Origin of the sequence: Listeria sp. ILCC792, assembly GCF_900186135.1 — a bacterium.
GTDB lineage: Bacteria > Bacillota > Bacilli > Lactobacillales > Listeriaceae > Listeria > Listeria goaensis.
Window position 1 is genome coordinate 49,771 of sequence record NZ_FYBO01000007.1, and the last position, 22,653, is coordinate 72,423.

General features: G+C 39.2%; 26 protein-coding genes and 1 pseudogene. 26 read left to right on the plus strand and 1 reads right to left on the minus strand.

Features of this window, described 5'->3' with window-relative positions; genetic code table 11:
- Nucleotides 1-3 precede the first annotated feature (3 nt).
- The 12 genes and pseudogenes from CFS60_RS08785 (at nucleotide 4) to CFS60_RS08835 (ending at nucleotide 9,298) form a co-directional block, all read left to right on the plus strand.
- Nucleotides 4-492, plus strand: a complete 489-nt coding sequence (locus CFS60_RS08785) for an immunity protein YezG family protein (protein WP_088839118.1) — start codon at nucleotides 4-6, stop codon at nucleotides 490-492.
- 446 nt (nucleotides 493-938) lie between these two features.
- Nucleotides 939-1,109 (plus strand): hypothetical protein, encoded by a 171-nt coding sequence (locus tag CFS60_RS13860; RefSeq protein ID WP_159458302.1) that lies wholly within the window; start codon nucleotides 939-941, stop codon nucleotides 1,107-1,109.
- Nucleotides 1,110-1,384: 275 nt separating this feature from the next.
- Complete coding sequence (locus tag CFS60_RS08790; protein WP_088839095.1) at nucleotides 1,385-1,786, plus strand: hypothetical protein; 402 nt, start codon at nucleotides 1,385-1,387, stop codon at nucleotides 1,784-1,786.
- Nucleotides 1,776-2,231 (plus strand): hypothetical protein, encoded by a 456-nt coding sequence (locus CFS60_RS08795; RefSeq protein WP_088839096.1) that lies wholly within the window; start codon nucleotides 1,776-1,778, stop codon nucleotides 2,229-2,231. Before CFS60_RS08790 ends, CFS60_RS08795 begins: the two co-directional genes overlap by 11 nt.
- Before the next feature lie 237 nt (nucleotides 2,232-2,468).
- Nucleotides 2,469-3,107 (plus strand): hypothetical protein, encoded by a 639-nt coding sequence (locus CFS60_RS08800; protein ID WP_255387560.1) that lies wholly within the window; start codon nucleotides 2,469-2,471, stop codon nucleotides 3,105-3,107.
- A gap of 2 nt (nucleotides 3,108-3,109) precedes the next feature.
- On the plus strand, nucleotides 3,110-3,421 hold the full coding sequence (locus tag CFS60_RS08805) for a DUF6572 domain-containing protein (protein ID WP_088839098.1): 312 nt from the start codon (nucleotides 3,110-3,112) through the stop codon (nucleotides 3,419-3,421).
- A gap of 78 nt (nucleotides 3,422-3,499) precedes the next feature.
- Nucleotides 3,500-3,718 (plus strand): annotated as a pseudogene (locus CFS60_RS14070) (ubiquinone biosynthesis methyltransferase UbiE); the annotation flags it as partial.
- A gap of 176 nt (nucleotides 3,719-3,894) precedes the next feature.
- Nucleotides 3,895-4,518 (plus strand): pentapeptide repeat-containing protein, encoded by a 624-nt coding sequence (locus CFS60_RS08815; RefSeq protein WP_088839100.1) that lies wholly within the window; start codon nucleotides 3,895-3,897, stop codon nucleotides 4,516-4,518.
- Nucleotides 4,519-4,574: 56 nt separating this feature from the next.
- The gene (locus tag CFS60_RS08820) at nucleotides 4,575-5,453 is read left to right on the plus strand and encodes a DUF1672 family protein (RefSeq protein WP_088810662.1); all 879 of its coding nucleotides are present in this window, start codon (nucleotides 4,575-4,577) and stop codon (nucleotides 5,451-5,453) included.
- A gap of 66 nt (nucleotides 5,454-5,519) precedes the next feature.
- Nucleotides 5,520-6,389 (plus strand): DUF1672 family protein, encoded by an 870-nt coding sequence (locus tag CFS60_RS08825; protein WP_088810663.1) that lies wholly within the window; start codon nucleotides 5,520-5,522, stop codon nucleotides 6,387-6,389.
- Between the two features lie 34 nt (nucleotides 6,390-6,423).
- Nucleotides 6,424-7,056: a DUF1672 family protein gene (locus CFS60_RS08830; RefSeq protein WP_369823190.1), complete on the plus strand. Its 633-nt coding sequence runs from the start codon at nucleotides 6,424-6,426 to the stop codon at nucleotides 7,054-7,056.
- Nucleotides 7,057-7,312: 256 nt separating this feature from the next.
- Nucleotides 7,313-9,298, plus strand: coding sequence for an SA1320 family protein (locus tag CFS60_RS08835; protein WP_088839101.1), 1,986 nt, complete (start codon nucleotides 7,313-7,315; stop codon nucleotides 9,296-9,298).
- Nucleotides 9,299-9,372: 74 nt separating this feature from the next.
- On the opposite strand, the gene CFS60_RS08840 is transcribed toward CFS60_RS08835, so the two are convergent.
- The gene (locus CFS60_RS08840; RefSeq protein ID WP_088810665.1) at nucleotides 9,373-9,834 is read right to left on the minus strand and encodes a universal stress protein; all 462 of its coding nucleotides are present in this window, start codon (nucleotides 9,832-9,834) and stop codon (nucleotides 9,373-9,375) included.
- Nucleotides 9,835-9,955: 121 nt separating this feature from the next.
- Here CFS60_RS08840 and CFS60_RS08845 point away from each other — a divergent pair, with 121 nt between their 5' ends.
- The 14 genes from CFS60_RS08845 to CFS60_RS08910 all read left to right on the plus strand — a co-directional run bounded on the left by CFS60_RS08845 (nucleotide 9,956) and on the right by CFS60_RS08910 (nucleotide 22,367).
- Complete coding sequence (locus tag CFS60_RS08845) at nucleotides 9,956-10,312, plus strand: VOC family protein (RefSeq protein ID WP_088825906.1); 357 nt, start codon at nucleotides 9,956-9,958, stop codon at nucleotides 10,310-10,312.
- Nucleotides 10,313-10,631: 319 nt separating this feature from the next.
- Nucleotides 10,632-12,698 carry a BglG family transcription antiterminator gene (locus tag CFS60_RS08850; protein WP_088810667.1) on the plus strand — a complete coding sequence of 689 codons (2,067 nt, stop codon included), beginning with the start codon at nucleotides 10,632-10,634 and terminating at the stop codon, nucleotides 12,696-12,698.
- Nucleotides 12,698-13,171: a PTS sugar transporter subunit IIA gene (locus CFS60_RS08855; protein ID WP_088810668.1), complete on the plus strand. Its 474-nt coding sequence runs from the start codon at nucleotides 12,698-12,700 to the stop codon at nucleotides 13,169-13,171. The genes CFS60_RS08850 and CFS60_RS08855 overlap by 1 nt, the downstream gene beginning before the upstream one ends.
- Before the next feature lies 1 nt (nucleotide 13,172).
- A complete protein-coding gene (locus tag CFS60_RS08860) occupies nucleotides 13,173-13,454 on the plus strand; it encodes a PTS sugar transporter subunit IIB (protein WP_088810669.1) in 282 nt (93 codons plus the stop codon).
- An 86-nt stretch (nucleotides 13,455-13,540) separates the two neighbouring features.
- Nucleotides 13,541-14,812, plus strand: coding sequence for a PTS galactitol transporter subunit IIC (locus CFS60_RS08865; protein WP_088810670.1), 1,272 nt, complete (start codon nucleotides 13,541-13,543; stop codon nucleotides 14,810-14,812).
- Nucleotides 14,813-14,838: 26 nt separating this feature from the next.
- On the plus strand, nucleotides 14,839-15,891 hold the full coding sequence (locus CFS60_RS08870; RefSeq protein WP_088839102.1) for a galactitol-1-phosphate 5-dehydrogenase: 1,053 nt from the start codon (nucleotides 14,839-14,841) through the stop codon (nucleotides 15,889-15,891).
- Nucleotides 15,892-16,926, plus strand: coding sequence for a zinc-binding dehydrogenase (locus CFS60_RS08875; protein ID WP_088810672.1), 1,035 nt, complete (start codon nucleotides 15,892-15,894; stop codon nucleotides 16,924-16,926).
- A gap of 132 nt (nucleotides 16,927-17,058) precedes the next feature.
- A complete protein-coding gene (gene rpiB, locus CFS60_RS08880; protein WP_088825908.1) occupies nucleotides 17,059-17,508 on the plus strand; it encodes a ribose 5-phosphate isomerase B in 450 nt (149 codons plus the stop codon).
- The gene (locus CFS60_RS08885) at nucleotides 17,505-18,170 is read left to right on the plus strand and encodes a ribulose-phosphate 3-epimerase (protein ID WP_088839103.1); all 666 of its coding nucleotides are present in this window, start codon (nucleotides 17,505-17,507) and stop codon (nucleotides 18,168-18,170) included. The genes rpiB and CFS60_RS08885 overlap by 4 nt, the downstream gene beginning before the upstream one ends.
- Before the next feature lie 47 nt (nucleotides 18,171-18,217).
- A complete protein-coding gene (rpe, locus tag CFS60_RS08890; protein WP_088839104.1) occupies nucleotides 18,218-18,862 on the plus strand; it encodes a ribulose-phosphate 3-epimerase in 645 nt (214 codons plus the stop codon).
- 44 nt (nucleotides 18,863-18,906) lie between these two features.
- Nucleotides 18,907-19,761, plus strand: a complete 855-nt coding sequence (locus CFS60_RS08895; RefSeq protein WP_255387561.1) for an N-acetyltransferase — start codon at nucleotides 18,907-18,909, stop codon at nucleotides 19,759-19,761.
- Between the two features lie 89 nt (nucleotides 19,762-19,850).
- The gene (locus CFS60_RS08900) at nucleotides 19,851-21,248 is read left to right on the plus strand and encodes a deoxyguanosinetriphosphate triphosphohydrolase (RefSeq protein ID WP_088810677.1); all 1,398 of its coding nucleotides are present in this window, start codon (nucleotides 19,851-19,853) and stop codon (nucleotides 21,246-21,248) included.
- A 20-nt stretch (nucleotides 21,249-21,268) separates the two neighbouring features.
- Nucleotides 21,269-21,676 (plus strand): DUF2871 domain-containing protein, encoded by a 408-nt coding sequence (locus tag CFS60_RS08905; protein WP_088810678.1) that lies wholly within the window; start codon nucleotides 21,269-21,271, stop codon nucleotides 21,674-21,676.
- A gap of 238 nt (nucleotides 21,677-21,914) precedes the next feature.
- On the plus strand, nucleotides 21,915-22,367 hold the full coding sequence (locus CFS60_RS08910; protein ID WP_205408917.1) for a lytic exoenzyme target recognition domain-containing protein: 453 nt from the start codon (nucleotides 21,915-21,917) through the stop codon (nucleotides 22,365-22,367).
- Nucleotides 22,368-22,653: the final 286 nt, after the last annotated feature.

Genomic DNA, 22,653 nt, shown 5'->3' on the forward strand with positions numbered 1-22,653 from the left:
GAAATGGAAGAAAAATTAAATTATTTATACAGAGAGATTGCAGAGACAGTAAATGAAATGATACCAGAAACATGGGAAAAGTTTTATTTTTACGCTCAGATTTCAGAAAATGGGGGGGGGACATACTTCTTTTATAATACAAAGGATAGACCGAATTCTTTTCAATATAGTGTTGAACTTCCGTTTAAGTATAGGATAGATAAAAGTAAGTTTAGCGATAATAAAATTAAATTATTTGATTTAAGTGAAGAACTACGAAAAGTATTTGAAGAAAATGGTCAAGAGTTATGGTATTCATTTACTATGAGTCTAGATACTACAGGTAAATTTAAAATGCATTATGATTATACTAATTGGTTTAAGACAAATTATGATTTTACTGACCAAATGGTTATATGGAAGTACAAATATTTAAATGAAAAGCCACAAGACGAAGAATTACAAAAAGTTGTTAATAAATATTTAGAGGAGTATCCAAACAATCCAATCTAAGGGTTGTCACCCATGCCTCTTGAAATGATTATGGTTCGAAAATATGGTATCGTTGAAGTGCAACATCTTCAACAATCGAATGAAAAAAGCGTTTAAATAGTTAACATGAAATAATCCGTAACAGATATTATTTTGTCATTACGGATTATTTCTTTTGGCTTCTTTAAAGCTACATTTTATCATGGCTTCGTCAGTGAATGTACTTAGTACCCCAACCAAGTCTAGCTTGTGGCATGCTTGAAATCGGCAGGGTATTACAAGGAGGACCTATCACTACTTGATTTTGTTTCAGGTGTAACAGCCATGACGACAGGTATCCGGCCTAACAGGGCTGACAGACAACGTTTTTCACAAGTGGGATGAAGACGGTTACGTCTTAAATAGATGATGTGATTTAATCAGCTGAAAAACGTCTAGCCACCTTTCTTGATGAAGTAAGGGCGATTTTGAGTAAGATTGATACTTCTTTGGGTGGCGCCGCTAAGAAAACAGATGGTATAATAGATGAAACAGTTGAGCAATTAAAAGCTATGACTTCTTTAGAGGCAGAAGAGTATGCATTTAGTGCTATTAAAGGTTCAAATAAAGCGGATTCTGCAATGCTAGGGGAAATTTGATGGTGGAGGTCCCACAAGTTATACGGCAAGAGCAGAAGAATATGGAGCGCAATTTTTTGAATTAGACAATTGGGATGAGCTGAGCTCAGTATATACAGACGATGAAATTTGGAAAATAAACGAAAAATTTCTTGATATACAAATTGGCTCGGAAAGGGACATATTCTTATCCCATAATCCAGTCGAATATATTGGAGATGGATCGTTTTATTCGCGAGAAATACAATATTTAATGGATCACGGATTTAGGTTCGAAAGGTATGGTGATATTTGGCATGGACTTACCTGAAAATGAATTTGTAAATATTGAGTATTTACAATACACACAAGATAAATTTTATGATATTTTTAACGAAGAGGCTATATTAAAAAGTAGAGAGTTTTCTAATGATAGTGCAGGTATGGGGTTCTATAGGTTGGTTTATTTTTATAAAAGTTATAAGATTATTTTTGAGTATGAAAAGTTTTACTTCACTCTAAAGATTGAGAACAACGGGAATTTTGCTCATTTTTTTGCAAATCATAATGAACTGAAGAATACATTAACAAAAACAAATATAAATGTAGCGATTTATACTTTGAAACAGGATTTAGAAAAGGGTTCTTTAACATTTTACACTATAAATAAGAACGGAAAATTAAAGAAGATAGAGGGGGGAAGAAAATATGAATTATGAAGCTATATATGAAGATTTAAGACAGCAAGCTTTACAAACTACTCCGAAAACCGTGAACTTAAGGGTGGAGAGTGAGGACCAAGTAATCGCTTCTCTAATTGATTTTAAGCTAAGTAGTCGAAAAGCTAGTTTGTTTTGCTGCATGGATGGGACAGTAAGTCTTTATTTTGATGATGCGTTGCCATATCTGGGATTGGGTGAAAGTGAGTTAGTTCGACAAGCTGCGATATCATATTTAATTAGCGCAGGACAAACCATTAAAAGCTTGCCGAAAGATAAACAGAATAAAAGTTTCAACAAAATGAGAATACATTTGTTGACTATGGAATATCATCAAGTTTATGTTAATTTGGAAGAGAATGTTAAACCTGTAAAATTTTTGGATTTCCTCATTCAAAAGATAATAATGGAGATTAAGAAGATACAGAATTTCGACTTAAGTTAGAATGAACGGTTGTAATAAGATAATTTTAGTATAGTGAAGGGGCAAGAGCTCCTTTTTTTATGTGGTTAGTAATTTGATTCTGCCGAAAATAATTAGCTTAGTAGATGTACCAATCTGTTTTTTGAAATTTTCTTCGCATCTCTTATTTGTTTTTGATAAAAGGGAATATTTATTGGAGGTTTTGAAGTACCCCCTGGAACAATTGTTGAAATTATTAGACCTGGGTGAGAAAGGAGCATGGCTTTGAAAGCTAAGAGAAAGGAAGTAGATAAAATAATTATTGCTTCAACTAAAGAAGATGTAAAATTATATAAATTAAAACTAAAAGGAGGTATCCTTTATAAAAAGTTGGGAGATTATTTTATTTATTTGCGTCTTAATGTGACAGGAATGAATAATGATATTCTTCGTGTGAGAGGAAACATAAAACCATTTGTTTCTGATGACATTTTCTGGGAAGTATTTAATATGCAGTCAAATATAGATGAACCAATGAGTTTACGTGCAAATGGTGCATTTAAGGTGGATGGCTTTGAAGCGTTCTATGAGGATTCAGAATTTAAGAGTCTAGAGAGTCTACAAACTTTATCTAAAGAATTGCTTAATAAGTCCTATAAATATCTAGAGCAACTTGTTTTTAGTTTTAATAACTATAATGACTTTCTGGATTTTACAAAGACGCAAACTAAAGAGCAGCTGTATGATTATGATTTAGTTAATATGTTATTACTGATATACAAAAAAGAATATACAGATGCGAAAGAAAATGCTGTTAAATGTATGGAAAATAATAAGTATGGAAGATTCAATAATGAAGGTAAGTATATCTATGAATATATTGTTGATTATTGTAACAAATGTATAGAGAGGAATTGAAAATGACTGTCACAGATATAAATACAATTGATGCCATTGGTATAAAGGAAGATAAGTTGAGTATGGTAATTATTGATTATCTAGATTGGGAATTTGAAGATATGCATCTAGAGGTACTGGAAAGTAAAATAAATAGTTATATTAATTATGTTGAAAGTAAACAATATGTTTCACAGTATGGTGATAATTTTAAAAAAATAATATTTGAGATTCAATTTCAATATAAAATAACTAAAAATGGGTTGAAATTTATTGATTTTGTTTCACAGAAACTAAAAAAAGAGGGCATAATTTTGCAAATTCATTTGCCGTGATATTTAGAAATATAAAAAGAACTAGAATAGATGAGTAAAAACGTATTTTTAAATCCCGAAAATACGTTTTTATTTTATGGAGAGCACATTATTAAAGGTAAGCAAGGCAGAAAAAAACTTTCTTCAAATACGGGATATGTAACCGAAAATAGTTATCGTTATAACGGATGAGTTAGGAAGAATTGTAGATGCAGACAATTTAGTCGCTCAAAATAGTCAAATTAATCGTTCTGATAAAGGTATAGCATGGAACAAATGTGGGCAAATGCTTTGAAAGAAACTCCACCGAGAAAGGTAAAGGATATAATCTAGATAGTGCACTAGAGAATATAAGAGATAGTATTTCTAAAGGTGAAAATGTGATGCTTGACACCAGAAAGATGTTTCCTGAACATGTTCAGGAATTAGTAGAAGCGTTAACAAGGGGCGGATTAATTGATAATGTGAAGATACGGCCTAAATAGGAGGTATTTATGAAAATAGAGTTGAACAAAGCTTTAAGTGACCACGTTGCTTGGTATGAATCTAATGAAGAAAAAGGAAAACAATTATTTTTAGAAAATAAACAGTACGATGGTATTTCAATAGGTAATATAGATTTAGTAGATGTAGGAGTGCTAGGCTGTAAATTTAAGAACAGCAGTTTTGAGAAAATAGACTTTTCAAATGGAAACTTTGGACATACACAATTTATAAAATCAATATTTGAAAATATTGATTTTATAAAAGTGGATATGGATTATCTAAGAGTAGTGGGAACAACATTCGATAAATGTAACTTCTTTCGAACTAGCTTAATGTATGTTGATTTTATTGATAGTTTCTTTTATGAAATTAATCTAAGTAACGTGCATTTGCTTAATGTTAATATGACCGAGAGTGCTTTTGAAAATGTGGATTTTTCTGAAAGTAGATTGAAAAATATTGATTTTTCGCAGGTTACACTAAAAAATTGTTGTTTTAAAGGAACTAAATTCAGTAATATTATGAATGTAGATAAAGCAAAAATTGAAAGCATCATCATTGAGAACGATATGATTTTATACGATGTAGAAGCAAAAAAATGGCTGGAGAAGCAAGCTATGGAACATGCCTGATGTCGAACAAACAAGTACTGACATGAGGAAGAAAAACAGATGAAAAGAGGGATAAAATGAAGGGTGTCTTACTGGGCTTATTAGTAACATTAGTTATGTTGTCGGGTTGTTCTGAAACCAAGGAGAAAAAAGAGGCAAAGGGTACTACTCCAGTACAAGATTATGTAGGTCAAGGCTTTATTTTTGTAGATGGAGACAAATCGAAAGACATTGTGGAGAAAAATGAAGCTGAAATCAGTAGACGAGCAATCAAATACATGAAAGAAACGTATAAAACCAATGTAAAAGTGAATAATGTAGTACCAGCGAGAAGTGCTGCTGTAGTCATGGTGGAAGCAGAAGAACCGATTCAATTTCATACATCTGTCATTGTAGGGCTGGATATGAAAAAGAAAGCGTTAGACCCAGAGGAAGCGAATGTGGTACGGTCAGAAGAAGGGGTTGTCGAGAATGCTATTCTAGGAGGATTATTCCACAAAGCATATTCATCCAATTTTCAGACCTTAGATTCTACACTAATTAGCCTTTTAAAGGAAGAGAAGGTAGAGCATTATAACCAAAAAGCGATTGATAGAACGGAGAACTCCGGGTATGCTAATCAGTTTTATTTTGTTAGTTTTTTTGAGAATTATAATGAGATTTTAAATGCTTATTTAGGAAATATTAATATTTCGTCAGAAGATATAAAGAAAATGTTCGAAACGCATCCTGACAATAAAAATATTTCTATAAATGTAAGACTGTTTATGGGAGATGGTCAGAAGCCAAATCAAGAGATTGTAAATAGAGCAGTTAAAGAACTAGAAAAAGTGAATGAGATTCCTATAGCAACATATAATGTAATCCTCTATAAAAATGAAATATTGAGTAAGGTAGGGCTTCCAGATGGAGAAAATGCTTCAAAAGAAATTTATCTAGACAAATTAAGTAGCTAAAAAGTTTGACTTAAAATGAACTAACGCTACTAAGTTTGTAGAGGAAAATAGGGAAAGAGTGATGAAATGAAAAAAATTGTTTTAAGTTTATTAGTTGGAATTATGATATTAGGAGGATGTTCAAAAATGGATGAAAAGAAAGAAAAAGAAACAAAAGATACCACTCCAGTACAAGATTATGTAGGTCAAGGTTTTATTTTTGTAGATGGAGATAAATCGAAAGACATTGTAGAGAAAAATGAAGCGGAAATCAGTAGACGAGCAATCAAGTATATGAAAGAAACATATAAAACCGATGTAAAAGTGAACAATGTAGTACCAGCAAGAAGTGCGGCTGTGGTGATGGTAGAAGCGGAAGAACCAATTCAATTCCATACGTCCGTCATTGTAGGATTAGATATGGCGAAGAAAGCATTGGATCCAGAAGAAGCGAATGTGGTACGTTCGGAAGAAGGGGAAGTAGAGAAGGCGATTGTTAGTGGCTTGTATGCGAAGGCTTATAAAGAAGAGTTTGAAAATCTAAACCAATTTTTAGCAGAGTTAAGTAAAAAATATGGTTTTTTAGGAAAAAGACAGGAAGCTGTTGATAAAACAGCGAGTTCGGGATATCAAACTGAGTATTTCTTCATCTCTCTTTCAGCGTTAAATTATAATGATTTGTACAACAAGTACATGGCGAACACACAAGTTGATGCAAAGGCCTTACAGCTTTTGTTTGAAGCAAATAGAGAGAAAGGAATTCAACCGCTTATTTCAGTGAATTTTTATTCTAAAACTGAGCATTTGCCGAAAGTGGAGAAGGCACAAGAGATGCTTGCAGGCTTAGAGGAGGAACCTAACATCCCTTTAGGAAGATATAAGATAAATATTTTTAAAAATAATATTATAAATAGAGTAGGTTTGCCTGATGGAGAATCGGTATCTGTAGAAAATTAAATGGTCATGAGCAAAAATAGAAAAGAGCGGGAATATGATGAGAAAGATTGTGTCAGTGTTATTGATACTATTAGTTACGTTATCAGGTTGTTCTGAAACCAATGAGAAAAAAGAGGCAGAGAGTACCACTCCAGTACAAGATTATGTAGGTCAAGGTTTTATTTTTGTAGATGGAGATAAATCGAAAGACATTGTAGAGAAAAATGAAGCGGAAATCAGTAGACGAGCAATCAAGTATATGAAAGAAACATATAAAACCGATGTAAAAGTGAACAATGTAGTACCAGCAAGAAGTGCGGCTGTGGTGATGGTAGAAGCGGAAGAACCAATTCAATTCCATACGTCCGTCATTGTAGGATTAGATATGGCGAAGAAAGCATTGGATCCAAAAGAAGCGAATGTGGTACGTTCGGAGGAAGGGGAAGTAGAGAAGGCGATTGTTAGTGGCTTGTATGCGAAGGCATATTCTAGTGAATTGCAAAATTTAGATAAATTTATTCAAAAAATGAGTGAAGAACATGGATTATACGGTCAAAAAGAAGAAGCAATTGATAAAACGGCAAGTTCTGGCTATCAAACTGCACACTATTTTATTTCTTTATCTGCATTAGAATTTCCAGAAGTGTACAAAGAGTACCTAATGAATCAAGATGTTTCGAATATGTAAGTACGTGCAATGTTTGAAAAGAGAAACCCAGAAAACATACTTATTCCCATAAGTTTTTATTCTCAAACTGACAAACTTCCGAGTGAGAGTCTGTCAAAAAGTATATCAAATGAACTACGTAAACAAACGGAGATTCCTAAATGTAGATACAATATACAAATTTATAAAAATTCTGTTGTCAGTAGAGTTGGATTACCAGATGGTGAAGGTGTTTTTGAGGATGATATAAAAATACAATAATTGAGGTGAGGCGAAGATGGGAACGAAATTAAAAGAAACATCTGATTTAGATTTAATCGAACTAAGCGGTAAATGGGTTTATAAAAGTCCTCAAGAGGATGATGAATTAACGGTAAATGGGAATATATATATTGTCAAAGAAGGCGTCTACAACACGTCAAATGGTTTGGATTACATGATTGTTGAAAACGTTGCAACAGGTGAGATTAGTATGGTATTTCAAGGGACTCAGGGATTTCAAGATATGGTTACAGACGGAACTTTGCCAGGGGCTGTTCCAGATGCGCAATTAAAGGATGCAGAGGCAGCCTTTAACACTATGAGTGAGAAATATAATATTACTAATGTTTCAGGTAACTCATTAGGTGGTGGGCTTTCTAATTATGTTGCCACAAAGCATGATGTAAATAGTGTCACTTATAATCCAGCTATTTTACCAGAGGGAAGCTATAATACGAACAATCCAAGAATCACCAATTATATGAGTGAATATGATCCTTTAACTTTAGGTGAGAGATCAGCGGGATATATGTCACGATTGCCAGGTAATAATGTGATTTTACATAATAATATGCCGTGGATGAAAACGATGATTTCAAACCATGTGGGTTATGATGACGATGTTGTCATTAATGGGCAGAAAATTCAAGTTGATGCAGATGCTTATTTGCCTGTAGGTGTTTGGAGTGGAGAAATTTTATCTGGTAGTAAGGGGCAAAAAATTGATATTAACCCTGAGAATATGCGCATTTTAGCAACGACTTTATCTACAAGAATGAATAGTCAAGTGAAAACGGCTCAAACCTATTTAGACGAGGCAGTGGATATTGTCAATCATGAGGGAGCTAAGCTTGATGATCGGCAGACAACTTTACAACAATCATTTGATGACTTACTACAACAAAATAGCTTTGGGGGAGTACTGGTTTTTGTAGGGCAGTACGAGGCGCTTCGAAATGAACTTGAAGAAATTAATCCAAATCTAATGGGAGTTATCGATGTGGTGCAAGAAATTAGAACGACACCAGTAATATCCGAAATATTAGATTTTGTTTCAACAGGTGCTTTTTCTGGTGTTATTAGTTGGCTGTATGAAATTCCTTGGGTTATAGGGGATACAATTTTAAAGCTGGACGAGGTTTTTGATCGGGTTAGCCACCTTAAAAATAATGCTATTCCTAAACTATTTAACGGAATTACAAATGATTTTTTTAATGATGCAATGATAGCAGAGCTAAAGGCACATTATAATGTAATTGATAGCAATAAAGATATTGTAACAAGTCAAATTATAACATTTAGTACGCAAGTGAAATATGTGTCTGATGAAATTGAGAAGGCGGATAAATTGCTAACGGAAACAGAACGAGTGGAAAAAGCTGGTCCGCCGCCTGTTACTTCCAATTTTACCTTGGAGGAATCTAATGCTTTAAAAGATGGTATGGGGAAAAAGCAATTATTGCTGGATGAGAATTTTAAGGAATTTTGTTCGGCAACAAGTACTTCACTTAAGCCTGCATTAGCTAATTTAAAAAGCACTATGAATCAGTTGTATGGGCTTGTAAAAGATGCTCTTGTGACACTTAAAAATATTCGAAGTGCATTGGGATTAGCAAAGATACCTTTTACAGATATTGATAATAATGCAAGGGAGGCCTTGGACGGTTATATTGCAAGCATAGAACAATGGAAAATGATGTTAAAAGGTGTAAAGAAAGCTGTAGGAGATTTGGAAGGGAACCTGGACAATATTTTAAATGCTTACCGCCCGTATATTGATACAGCACTTTTTGAAGGCACTAAATTCCATGATGTTATTTTGTTAAATAAAGCTAGTTATAATGCTTTTGAAAGTGCGGAGATGGTGTTTCAAGATATTCAATATCAATTGAGCGGCAATAAAGCACAGGCTGTAACAGCGCTTGATGGACTTGCTAATCGAGTTGTAGTCAACTTGGAAACACTCTTGAATCAAATAAAACGTGGAAGTATTACCATTTAGTTTGAGATTAATTTTTAGATTTTTATATTACATAAAAACGTATTTTTCAAGTTGAAAAATACGTTTTTTGTTTCTTAAACATCCTTTTTCGCATTCCACGGTTTCCCCCGGACAACAATAACATCGCAGCTCGCGTGTTTGGCGACGAATTCGGTGACGCTACCGAGGATAAGTTGTTCAGATGCGGTGAGGCCGGTTGAACCGACGAGCACAAGGTCGGCGCCAAAATTTTTAAGTATTTTTTTCACGAATGTGGTTTTGGGTGTTCCAAAGTGGACGAAAGTTTCGACGTGTTTGACACCGGCTTTTTCGGCCTCATTTTTGTAGATTTCTACAAGTTCTTCCCCGTAGGCTTTGGCTTTTTTTGCATAGGTTTGTTCGTAATCAATGAGTGGGGCGATGCGGCGAATGTCTGCGATGAAGCCGATTCCGAGTGTGGCATCGGCTTCTTTTGCGATGGTGATTCCGCGTCTTAGGGCTGCTTCTGCTTCGTTGGAACCGTCTACGCCAACTAAAATTCGTTTATATGTTGTCAATTTTCTCACCCTTTCCTATATTGTTTTATACCCAGATTAAGAGATTTTTAGACGTTATTTGTTTAAAAGGAGATGTGGTGTGACATTTTAGGGTAGAATAGGTTTATGGAGGTGTGAATGAATGATTAGAAAATTTGAAGGTGTGAATATTGCGGGGCCGAGCGCGGCTGAATTGGTCGATTTTTATCATGAGAAGCTTGGGATTCCAATTGTTTTTCCGGGGCACGGGGATAGCATTGGGGCGAAACTTGGCTTTACGCTCGCTGAACCGGGCATCATTGTGTGGCAGGAAGAGGCGAAGAGCGCGCCAGTTGAGTTTGTTTTTTCGTGTGAAAGCTTAGATGAAACTTACGCGGAACTAAACGCGCGCGGGGTGACAGACACGCCGCCGAGGCTTGCCGAGTGGGGCGGCCGCGAATTAAATTTCATCGACCCGATTGGTAATAAGATTATGATTTTGGAAGGCGATTACGCATAATAAGACGATTGCTTTTTTCAAAAATTAGATTGCTTTTTGTAAGTGGGGGTTTGTATAATAAGTGTAGGCACAGCGTTTTGAACAGCAAAGCGCGGTGTCTTTTTTTGTTCGTTGGTCCCATGGTGCACAAAATGGTTAACAAACTTTGAGAGAGGATTGCTTATTCATGCGGTTTTTAGCGGTGCAGCATGTGAAAATTGTTAATAAATACACAAGTAAAGTCCAAAGATGTACACGGCTTCCACGAATTTTGGTGATGAAAGCGTGTACATTTTTGTTTGGCTAAGAATTATAATGAAGTAGAACAGGAGGGAACGACATGTATTTGGATGAACGTAGCGACACGCTTCTAAAAGAGATTTTGAGACATCCAGATGTTACAAATGCGGAGCTGCAAGAGAAATTTGGGCTTAGTCGCAGGCAAGTCGATTATAGTTTCTTGAAGATTAATAATTGGCTGGAGGAGCAAGCTTTTCCTAAAATTCATCGTGGTGCTGGCGGGCGATTTGTTACCTATCCTGACCTGTTTAAAATTATTGGTGAGGATGAGTTTGAAAAAGCTGATTGGTACATTCCTTCAGAGAAAGAACGAGCGAGTTTAATCATTCTTATGCTCACAACCCGAAATGAGGAATTATCGTTAAACCATTTTATTAGTGAACTGGAGGTGAGTAAAAATACGGTTTTACGCGATTTGAAAGCTGTTCAAAAGATGCTGGATAAGTTCCACCTTGAAGTCAAATATTCACGCATGAAAGGGTATTTGGTTGTGGGAGATGAGTGGAATGTGCGAACGGCGATGCTTATCGCGGCGGAACATGTGATTGAAAGTTACGGCGGCGAAGATTATTTAAAACGGTTTATGCAGATGGAAAAAGCGGAAGTTGAAGGGTTGCGGTTGAAACTCGAGCAAGTAGAAACGCATCTCAATCTCCACTTTATTGATAGCAAGATGCAGATTTTGCCGTACATTTTAATTGCGATTTTTAGAAGAATTAATAGCAACCAGACGATTACGACAGCTTTCCAAATTGATTATAGCGAACTTTCGGATACGCGTGAGTACGGGGCGGCGGAAATTTTAATAAGCGGTTTGGGAAATGTATCGAAAGAAGAACGGATGTACATTACACTTCAAATTTTAACAACAAATGTTCTTTTGAAGGACCATCTAAAATCGGAGGAAATGCCGAAACTTAGGCTGGCATTGGCAGAATTTTTAACAGAGTTTGAGAAAAAAGCAGTAGTTCAGCTTGTGGATAAAGAAACGCTACTAGAAAAGTTATTTGCCCATATCAAACCAGCTTATTATCGTATCAAATACCGTTTAACAACGGATTACAGCATTTTAGACAGGATTGATGAGGAGTTTCAGGCGGTGCACTATATTGTGAAACAGTCGCTTTACCCTTTGGAAAAATTTATTGGGACGCGAGTTCCTGAAAACGAAAGTATTTTCATCACACTTTTTGTTGGCGGCCATTTAATTGAAACGACAGAGAAGCTGCAAACGCGTATGAAAGCTGTTGTGGTTTGCCCGAATGGACTTTCGATTTCACGTCTGATGGAAAAAACACTTCGAAGCTTGTTTCCAGAAATTTTCTTTTACCAAGCGATGTCTATTCGGGAATTTGAGCAGACGAATTTACTTTACGATATGGTGTTCTCAGCAGTTCCACTTACGACTAACAAAAAATTCTTTTTAATAAGTCAATTGATGGATGAAAAGGAAAAAATTGAACTTAGAAGGCGAGTTCTACGCTCGGTTTATTTGATTGAAGACTATTTAAGCGTGGATAGTTTAATGAAAACCGTCCAAAAATATGCGGATATTCGTGATCCGGAAAAACTAGAACGGGCGCTTGCGGAAAAGCTGCACCCGACGGAGGAGAAAAAGCTGGACGACCGCGACGCGAAACAAAATCTAGCTGATTTAATCCCAAAAGAACGCATTATTCGTTTGAAAAATATTTCAAGTTTTGAAGATGCGATTGAAATCGCGGCGAGTCCTCTTCTGGCCTCGGGTTCAATCACGAATGAATATATTCTTGAGATGCAAAAGCAACACGGGGTGCCTTCGCTCAACATTGTTCTTGGGAAAACGATTGCAATCCCTCATGCGGAAACAGAAAAAGGTGTTTTGAGTCTTGGCATGAGTATGCTTTTTGTGGAAGAAGGATTGTTTTTGGAGGACGGAACGCCGCTGCATTTTATTGTTGTGATTGCAGCAGTGGATAAAAACGCGCATTTCACGGCGCTTCGTCAACTGATGGAGCTTTCAGGTAAAAAGAGTGAGCTTGCCAAACTTAGCGCAGCAAAAAACACAGAAATGATGCATGCAATTATTAAAAATAATACGGGAAACGAGCTACAGGAGGAGTCGTAATGGATTTAGTGAAATTTTTGTACAAAGAGCTGATATGGACAGATACAACTTGCGTCACGCAAGAAGATGTTTTTAAAACGGTAGCGGATAAAGGGGCGGAACTCCACTATGTGACGAATCATTTTCTAGGAAAACTGATGGAGCGTGAGGCGGTCTTTCCCACGGGATTAAAACTCGATGGATATGGCGTGGCGCTTCCGCATACCGACCCAGAATGTGTGAATGAACAATTTATCGCCGTTTTGACGAGTAAAGAAGGCATTCCGTTTCAACTCATGGAAGATAAAAACCAACATGTAAAAGCAGAAGTGATTTTTGTGCTCGGTTTAAACGAACCACACAGTCAACTTGAAGTATTGCGGCAACTAATGGGCATCATTCAAGATAAGGGGAATATTCGCGCGCTTCATGCGGCTAATTCAGCGGAGGAAATCATTCAAACTTTGGAAAAAATAGCGATAGGAGGAATTTAAAATGAGTCAATATACAATTTTAGTAGCATGTGGGGCAGGAATTGCAACATCAACGGTGGTAACTGATAAGGTGGAAAATTTGGTGAAGGAACATCATATTGATGCGACAGTGAAGCAAATTAAAATTTCGGAGGCAGCAGGGCTTCAAGACGGGGCGGACTTGATTGTGTCGACAACGATTTTACCGACGACGTACAAAATCCCGGCAATCATTGCGACAAGCTATATTACAGGAATGGGTATGGAGGAATTGGACGAAGAAATTTTATCGTATTTAAAGTAACTGATGATTAAGGGTTGTCTAAATCTTCGGAATAGATGACCCTTGTTATCAAAATAAAAAGACTTGCTTTAGGGAGGAAAAAGAAAATGGATAAACTACTAGCAGGAGTACAGTACGTGCTTAATCTCGGTCCAACTGTTATTTTACCGATTATGATTTTCTTTATTGCACTTATTTTCCGTGTGCCAGCTAAAAAAGCGGTTCGTTCGGCAATTACAATTGGTATCGGTTTTGTTGGGATAAACTTAGTTATTAGTTTGCTTTCTGACAACTTGGGTCCAGCAGCGCAACAAATGGTTGAACGCTTCGGCATGAACTTAACGATTATTGATGCGGGCTGGCCAGCAGCAGCGGCGGCTTCATGGGCATCACCAGTTGCGGCGATTTTAATTCCAATTTGTTTGGCGGTTAACTTATTACTTATTTTGATGAAGGCAACTAAGACGCTCGACATCGACATTTGGAACTATTGGCACTTCATTGCAGCGGGTGCGACAGGTTATATCGTAACGGGCGGCAGCTGGTGGTTCGCGATTCTCTGCGCCATCATTTACGAGGTGCTCGTACTTTGGATGGCAGACAAAACGCAACACATGGTAGAAGATTTTTACGGGTTGAAAGGGATTTCGTTACCAACAGGCTCCACAGCGGCATTCGGGTTTGTCGGAATTCCAATTGGGTGGCTGATTGCTAGAATTCCGGGGATTAAAAATATTCATATTGATCCGGAAACGATTCAAAAACGCTTTGGTATTTTCGGTGAGCCAATGATGATGGGCCTCATTCTCGGGATTGCGATTGGACTTCTTGCTGGCTACGACGTCGGCGCTACAGCGCAACTTGGGATGTCAATGGGCGCCGTGATGTTCCTCATGCCACGGATGGTTAAAATTTTGATGGAAGGCTTAATTCCGATTTCCGAATCGGCGCGTGATTTTATGAAATCTCGTTTTAAAGGGCGCGAACTTTATATTGGGCTTGACGCGGCGCTTTCAATTGGGCACCCGGCCAACATTTCGACTGGTTTAATTCTCGTACCGATTACACTTTTCCTAGCGGTTATTATTCCGGGGAATAAGGTGTTGCCTTTTGGTGACTTGGCCACAATTCCATTTTACGTATCGTTCGTTGTAGCTAGTCGAAAAGGGAACATTTTACACTCCGTTTTAGCCGGAACAGTGGTTATCGCTCTTGCGCTTCTGATGGCGACGGACTTTGGGCCTGTGCATACGGAAATGATGAGCGGTGTATATGAGTTCCCTAAAGGAGCATCTGAGGTGAGTACGCTTGATATGGGTGGTAACTTCTTTAACTGGATTATCTTGAAATTCTCCCAAATGTGGGCGGCAATTTTCTAAGAAATATGTAACCGAGGTGACGGATTATGAGAGCAGCTGTGCTCTATCAGAACAATGAAATAAAGGCGGAAGAAATTGAAGAAGCTGTTTGTCATGCGGATGAAGTTCGCGTTAAGGTGATGGCGGCTGGGATTTGCGGTTCGGATATTCATAAGATGCAAACGAGATGGAAATATCCGCTGCCAGCTGTCATGGGACATGAGTTTTCGGGTGTGATTACGGAAGTTGGTCGTGACGTGACGAATGTTGCTGTCGGCGACCGTGTGGCGGGTATTCCGCTTGAACCATGCGGCAAATGTACGTACTGCAAATCAGGCGAGTTTTCCTTATGTGACAATTATCGCATGATTGGTTCACACTTTTACGGCGCTTTTGCGGAAAATACCGTTTTGAGGGCGGAAAATGTCATTAAAATTCATGACCTCGATTTTGAGGAGGCGGCAATGCTAGAACCGCTTGCGGTTTCGATGCACGGGGTACTAGGCATTCGGCCGAAAGTCGGCGATACGGTGTTAGTTTTTGGTGTTGGGACGATTGGGATTTTGACGGTGCAATGCTTGAATTTGACGGGTGTAAAGGACATCATTGCGGTGGACATTAGTGACAAGAAACTGGAAGATGCGCGTCAGTTCGGATGCACGCACACAATTAACCCCCTAAAGGAAGATTTGTTGGCGCGCGTTTTAGAGCTAACAAATGGTTTAGGTGTTGATATTGCGATGGAATGCGCGGGTTCGAAGGTGACGCAGGAGCAGTGTTTGCTTGTGACGAGGAAGAAGGGCAAGATTGGTTACCAAGGAATTGCTTATGCGGACGTGCTCTTGCGTGAGGAAGCGTTTGAGAATATTTTCCGGCGCGAGTTGACGCTAAAGGGTTTTTGGAATTCGTATTCGGCGCCGTTTCCAGGGAAAGAGTGGCAGAATTCGATTGAGTTCGTGCGGCAAGGGAAGATTAAATTGAAACCGCTTATCTCGCATCGCTATGCTGTTCAGGATACGGCAGACGCTTTTGAAATGATTTTAGGTCGCAAGGAAGATTACAACAAAGTGCTGATTTTACCACAGAAGGAAGTGTTATAAATGAAAGCGGTAGTGAAAACAGAACCTGGTTATGACAAAATGGAACTCCGAGATGTGCCTGTTCCAGAGGTTTACGGCGACCGTGTCACAATTAAAGTTGCGTATACAGGGATTTGCGGATCGGATATTCATACGTTTAAAGGGGAGTACAAAAATCCGACAACGCCAGTGACGCTCGGCCACGAATTTTCAGGTGAGGTGGTTGCGGTTGGTCCTTTGGTTACGAAATTCAAAATTGGTGACCGGGTGACGAGTGAAACGACGTTCGAAACTTGTGGCGAGTGCGTTTATTGCAAAGAGCGTGATTACAATTTATGTAGCAACCGAAAAGGAATTGGAACGCAAGCTAACGGCAGTTTTGCGGAGTATGTGTTGTCGCGCGAGGAGAGCTGTCATTTGCTCGCAGATAGCATTTCATACGAGGCAGCGGCGCTAACGGAACCACTTGCTTGTTGTGTGCATGCGGCTTTGGAAAAAACGGAAGTGGGTGCGCGTGACACAGTCCTCATTTTTGGACCGGGACCGATTGGACTCCTACTTGCGCAAGTTGCGGTGGCACAAGGTGCGACAGTCATCATGGCGGGGATTACAAAAGATAAGGCGCGACTTCTTCTGGCACTTAAACTAGGCGTAGACAAGGTTGTCGATACGCTAACCGATGATTTAGAGGATATCGTTCTAAGCATGACAGACGGCTACGGTGCGGATAAAGTGTTTGACTGCTCTGGCGCGGTCCCAGCGGTTAATCAAGGCCTTCCGTTAACAAAGAAAAAAGGCGATTTCGTTCAAGTTGGCTTATTTGCTGAAAAGAAAAATGCAATTGATGAGGAAGCAATTATTCAACGTGAAATAGCTTATATTGGCAGTCGTTCACAGAAACCAAGTTCGTGGATTCTCGCGCTTGATTTACTCGCTAAAGGTCAAATTAACGCAGACGAAATGATTACAAAAGTCTATGATTTAGACGACTGGCGCGCGGGTTTTGAAGCAGTGATGGCCGGAAATGAAATCAAAGTATTAGTGAAATCAAATTAAGTAACCATAAGGAGGATGACTGTTTTGCAACCTTTTACAAAAAAAGGACAACTTTTACAAAACCAAGCTGGCGGGCTGGGGAATTGTAAGCAGTCATCCTTCTGATTATTATAGCACAGAAGGTGGATTAGGATGAAAATAACAATTGGTTGTGACCACGGCGGTCTTCGTCTGAAGGAGACCATTGTGCAGCATTTAAAAGAACGCTATGAAGTAACGGATATTGGGACGTACAGTACGGAAAGCGTCGATTTCCCGTCTTATGCAGAGGAAGTTGCGCGCAGCGTCACAAATAAAGAAGCGGATTTAGGCATTTTAGTTTGCGGGACGGGCATCGGTATGAGTATTGCGGCAAACAAAGTACCGGGCATTCGAGCAGCGGTCGTTTCAGACTGTTTTTCGGCGCAAGCGACGCGCGAACATAACGATAGCAATGTGTTGTGTTTAGGGGAGCGGGTGCTAGGCGATGGGCTCGCGCTTCGAATCGTGGATACTTGGCTTTCCGCCGAGTTTAGCGGCGGTCGGCATTCAAAACGGCTTGCTTTAGTCGAAAATATCGAAAGAAGTGAGGGGTTACGGTGAGGCAAATTGCGGCATCGATTATGTGTGCGGACCAATTTCATTTGGCAGATGAGCTTAGGCGCCTAGAAGCAGCGGACATTCAGCTTTTGCATTGTGATGTTATGGACGGCGTGTATGTGAACAATTTGGCACTCGGACCGGAATATTTGACGGCGCTTCGTGCGGCAACGTCCATTCCGCTTGATATTCATTTGGCGACGGTAACGCCACTTAAATATGTGGATATGTTTCAAGTTGCAAAGCCGGAATACATGTCATTCCACGTGGAGGCTGCGAGTGATGCGATGGAGGTCATTCGGAGGATTAAATCGTACAACATTAAACCTTCGATTGCGCTCAATCCCGAAACGCCCGTTGAGGCCATTTTTCCGTATTTGGATCACGTGAATATGGTTCTCATGATGACGGTAAATCCAGGCTTTGCGGGGCAGGAATTTAACAAGAACGTCCTAACTAAAATCGCTATTTTAAAAGAAAAAATAAAAGATAATCCGTATGCTCCGCTTATAGAAGTCGACGGGAATATTAACGGCCATACGGTGGGGCTCATGCGGGACGCGCTTCCAGATGTCTTTGTGCTTGGGACGTCGACGCTTTTTCATCAAAATGATACGTATGATTATACGACGCGGTCTTTAAAAATTTGGTCGGAAATTGATTAGGAGGGAAAAATGATGATGCAACTCACATTAGAGGGAGGTGAGCGCGCATGACGCTTCTAGCTCCGTCGCTCCTTGCGGCGAATTATATGCAGCTGGGCGAATCGATTCGCGAAGCCGAAATTGCTGGCGCGGACTATTTGCACATTGACGTTATGGACGGCCATTTTGTGCCCAATTTGACGTTTGGGATTGATATGGTGGGGGCAATTGCTGGCGTGGCGAACATTCCGCTCGATGTGCATTTGATGCTCGCGAATCCAGATTTGTATATCGAAAAATTTGCGGAAGCAGGGGCAAAAATTATTTCGGTGCATATCGAAGCTTGTCCGCATATTCATCGTGTCATTCACCAAATTAAAGAAGCGGGCTGCCAGGCGGGTGTCGTTTTAAATCCGGGTACGCCGGCTGGAAATTTGACGAGCGTTTTAGCGGAAGTGGATCTAGTGCTACAAATGACGGTCAATCCAGGCTTTGGCGGACAACGTTTTATTCCAGGAACGCTCCGCAATATGACTTTTTTAGACCAATATCGAAAAGAAAACGATTTAAATTACCTAATTGAGGTCGATGGTGGTATCAATCAGGAAACGGCGGATTTATGCAAGGCGGCGGGTGTCGATATTCTTGTCGCAGGCTCGTATTTCTTCCAGAGTGCGGATAAAAAAGTGACGGCAGATTTTTTGAAAAAATGAGTTTTTCTCCAAGCTGAAATCCCTTCTATCAGAAGGGATTTTTCATGTATAATGAGAAGATGAAGGGAGCGGTTAGAATGATGCATTACCAAAACTTAAACGGCGTCTCCGTTGAAACGATTTACGCGACATTTTTAGATGCTTTTTCAGATTATGCGCTTCCGATGAAGCCGAGTCTGGATGCCTTTCAGAAGATGCTTGTCGGCAAAGGATTTCATGCGGATATTTCCGTTGGCGCCTTTTGTGGCACCGACATGGTCGGGTTTATTTTAAATGCTGAACGCGAAAACAACTTTTATAACCTCGGGACGGGTGTGAAAGTGGCATTTCGGGCGCAAAAAATCGCTTCTAAGATGCTTGACGCAAGTATTCGAACGCTAAAGGAGCGCGGTGCAGCGGCGTATTTTCTCGAGGTTTTGCAGGGAAATCGAAAGGCTTTCGCGCTTTATGAGCAAAAAGGCTTCCAAGTCGCGAGGCATTTTTTGTGCTTCCGCCTAGACACCCCACAAGTTCAGCCGCAACTGTCAACTCATGTCACGACAGAAGCGGTAGACCAAGTCGCAAATTTTGAAACCACGCTTGAATTCCCGCCGTCATGGCAGAACAATCAGCACGCAATTTTAGCTTTGCGCGGTGACTTCCAGTGTTTTGCGTACCGAAAAGGGGAGGAAGTGCTTGGGTACGCCGTCATAAATCCGACCAGCCAGTCGCTTGTTCAGATGGGGGCGCGCACGAAAAAAGCCGGCGCGGCCTTACTTGCGCATATTTTGGCGCTGTTCGCTTTTGAAACGCTAAGCACGATTAATGTGGATGCTAGAAATGAGTCGCTTATCCAATTGCTTACGGAAATTGGGTTTGTGAGAACGTTTGAGCAATACGAGATGCTTTTTAACCCTTGATAGGTTCTTATTCGCGCTCAGGCGGTAATTCCGTTATACTGAAAGAAGGGAAAATTGAACATGATTTTTTGAGAAAGTAGGGGTTTTTTATGAAGTGGGATCAACTTTTAAATGACAAAAGGCGCCGGGAATCTTCTGTGACGCGCACGAAAAGCACCGATATTCGTAGTGCTTTCGAAAATGACTATCAACGAATTGTAATGAGTGCGTCTTTTCGACGTTTGCAAGATAAAACACAAATTTTCCCGCTAGAAAAAAGCGATTTTGTGCGGACGCGGCTGACGCATTCGATGGAAGTGGCAACGATTGCGAAATCAATGGGTAACATGGCATCTCATACAATTTTAACGGAAAAATTAGATGATGCATTTACGCGTGAACACGCTGAAAATATGGCTGATATTCTATCTTGCGCTGGATTGCTTCATGACATGGGAAATCCGCCGTTTGGCCATTTTGGCGAAGAATCGATTCGTGAATGGTTTAGGGAAAACATGGCGGAGCTTGAATACGACGGTCAAGTTTTAACAGACATTTTAAACGAGCAAATGCAACAAGACTTTTATAATTTTGAAGGGAATGCGCAAGTTTTACGCGTAGTTTCAAAGTTGCATTATTTGTTTGATGAGTACGGACTCAATTTGACTCACGCCACACTGAACTCGATTATTAAATATCCGGTTTCATCTTTAAAAATAAATAAGAAACAAATTCGGAGTAAGAAATTGGGCTATTTTTATGCCGATGAAGCGATTTTTCACGAAGTGACAGAGGCTACTGGTGCGGGGAATAGTCGCCATCCGCTGACGTTCTTGCTTGAAGTCGCCGACGACATCGCCTATTTAAACGCGGATTTAGAAGATGGTGTAAAAAAAGGGACCATCACGATTCCGCAAATTTTGCGCGGCTTTGAAGAGGTTCCAGAACACAATTGGGTAACGTCCGCTTGCTTTAATGAGCTAAAGAAAAAAGCCGATCGTTATGCGGGACAAGAAGACGGATTTATTGCGCAGCAGTGGCTTGCGTCTAACGTCCGCGGGCATTTAATCAACCGTTCGCTTGAGAAGTTTTATGAAAATTACGCGGCAATTATGGCGGGAACGTTTCAAGATTCACTTCTCGACGTGTCCGAGGCGTTTGAACTTGTACAAGTGTTGCAAAACCTTTCCGCTACATATATTTACACGAATCAAGGCGTTGTCGAGTCCGAAATTGCCGGCAACAAAATCATCACATCGCTACTAGACAGCTACATTCCGGCAGTGCTTTATTACGACAGCCCAATGCCTGAAAAAATTACCGCCAAGGATAAGCGTCTGCTGTCGCTCATTTCAGACAACTACATCGGGTGTTATCGCAAAAACGCTACCGGGCAAGACGAAACGGTCAAACTTTACCTGCGCTTACTTCTTATCACCGACTTCATATGCGGCATGACAGACAGCTATGCGAAAGATTTATATCAAGAATTAAATGGCTTACGCTAAACAAAAAGGAGAGAACCATTTTGAAAAAACTTTTAACCACAGCTTTAATTTACTGTATTTTAGGACTAACTTCGGGTGTTTATTACCGCGAAATTACGAAATTCAATGATTTTACCGGCGATACACAACTTTCCGTCCTACATACGCACCTTTTAATGCTCGGCATGTTCACATTCATCATCGTCCTCTTACTCGAAAAAAACTTCCACATCATGCAAAGCAAAAAATTTAACATCTTCTACTACACCTACAACGCGGGGCTGCTCCTAACCGTCGGCTTAATGACGTTTCACGGAACGATGACCGTCATCGGGAAGGAAACTGGCGCCGCCGTGTCAGGCATTGCAGGATTGGGACATATTCTGCTCGCAGTCGGTCTGATTGCACTCTTCCTAGTGATGTATGAAAGATTGCGCGTGGAGAAGTAAAATTGCAGCTGAAATTAAGTAACTTCCTAAAACGGAATTTACCTAATTTCAGTTTTTTGTCTATTAAATTGTCTAAATAAAGAGAAAAGTTCATAAAATAGGCACAAAAAAGACAGCGCTTCCATGATATAATAAAACCAGAGATATAACAGTTAAGAAAGTAGTTTCAATTTATTTGTGATTATATTCACAAATAAATTTTAAAAATAATTAAAGAGAATGGAAGGAGATGTTTGGAATGATGAGAAAAATTGAGTGGCTAAGAATGAAGAAGATTATGGGAGCATTTCTTGTAGTGCTAATGAGCGTAGTAATGTTTGCTCAACCAGCAAGTGTTGATGCAGCTCTATATTTAAAGATATATAGAGTAGATGATTTGCAAAAAGTAAACGGGATATGGCAAATAAGATGCAACTCTCTAGTTCCAGTTGGATTTGACTGGACTGATAATGGTATTGGGGTTGGAGATGTAGATGAAGTATATTTAAACGGGGATAGAACACTAGACCAAATTTTAAGCAAAGGTAGTTATTTTACTTTTAACACCTCGAATCTTATAAGTGCATCATCTTCTATGAAAGGTACAGGAGGATACTACTGGACGCAATTTAATATGAAATATAGTGGGAAATTTTGGCTGAGAACATCAGGTTATTATGAGTTGTTCTATACAACACATTTAATATACTGACATATTATCTAAATCAAAAACCGCAAATCACTTAGAAAGTGTATTTGCGGTTTTTGATTTATTTACACATTCTCCCTCAAAACCTTCTCCATATTTTTCACAAGTTGGATTTTCTTCTTGTTCCAAGCAGGTTTTCAATATCTATTTTTACAAAATGGATATATACTACTAAAAGAGATACGAAACATGTTATACTATTTTGGGAAGGGACACTTCACTAAAAATAGAAAGAATAGATTACAAAACCTAGAAAAATAATATCAACTCTGCCTTGCTTATACAACTT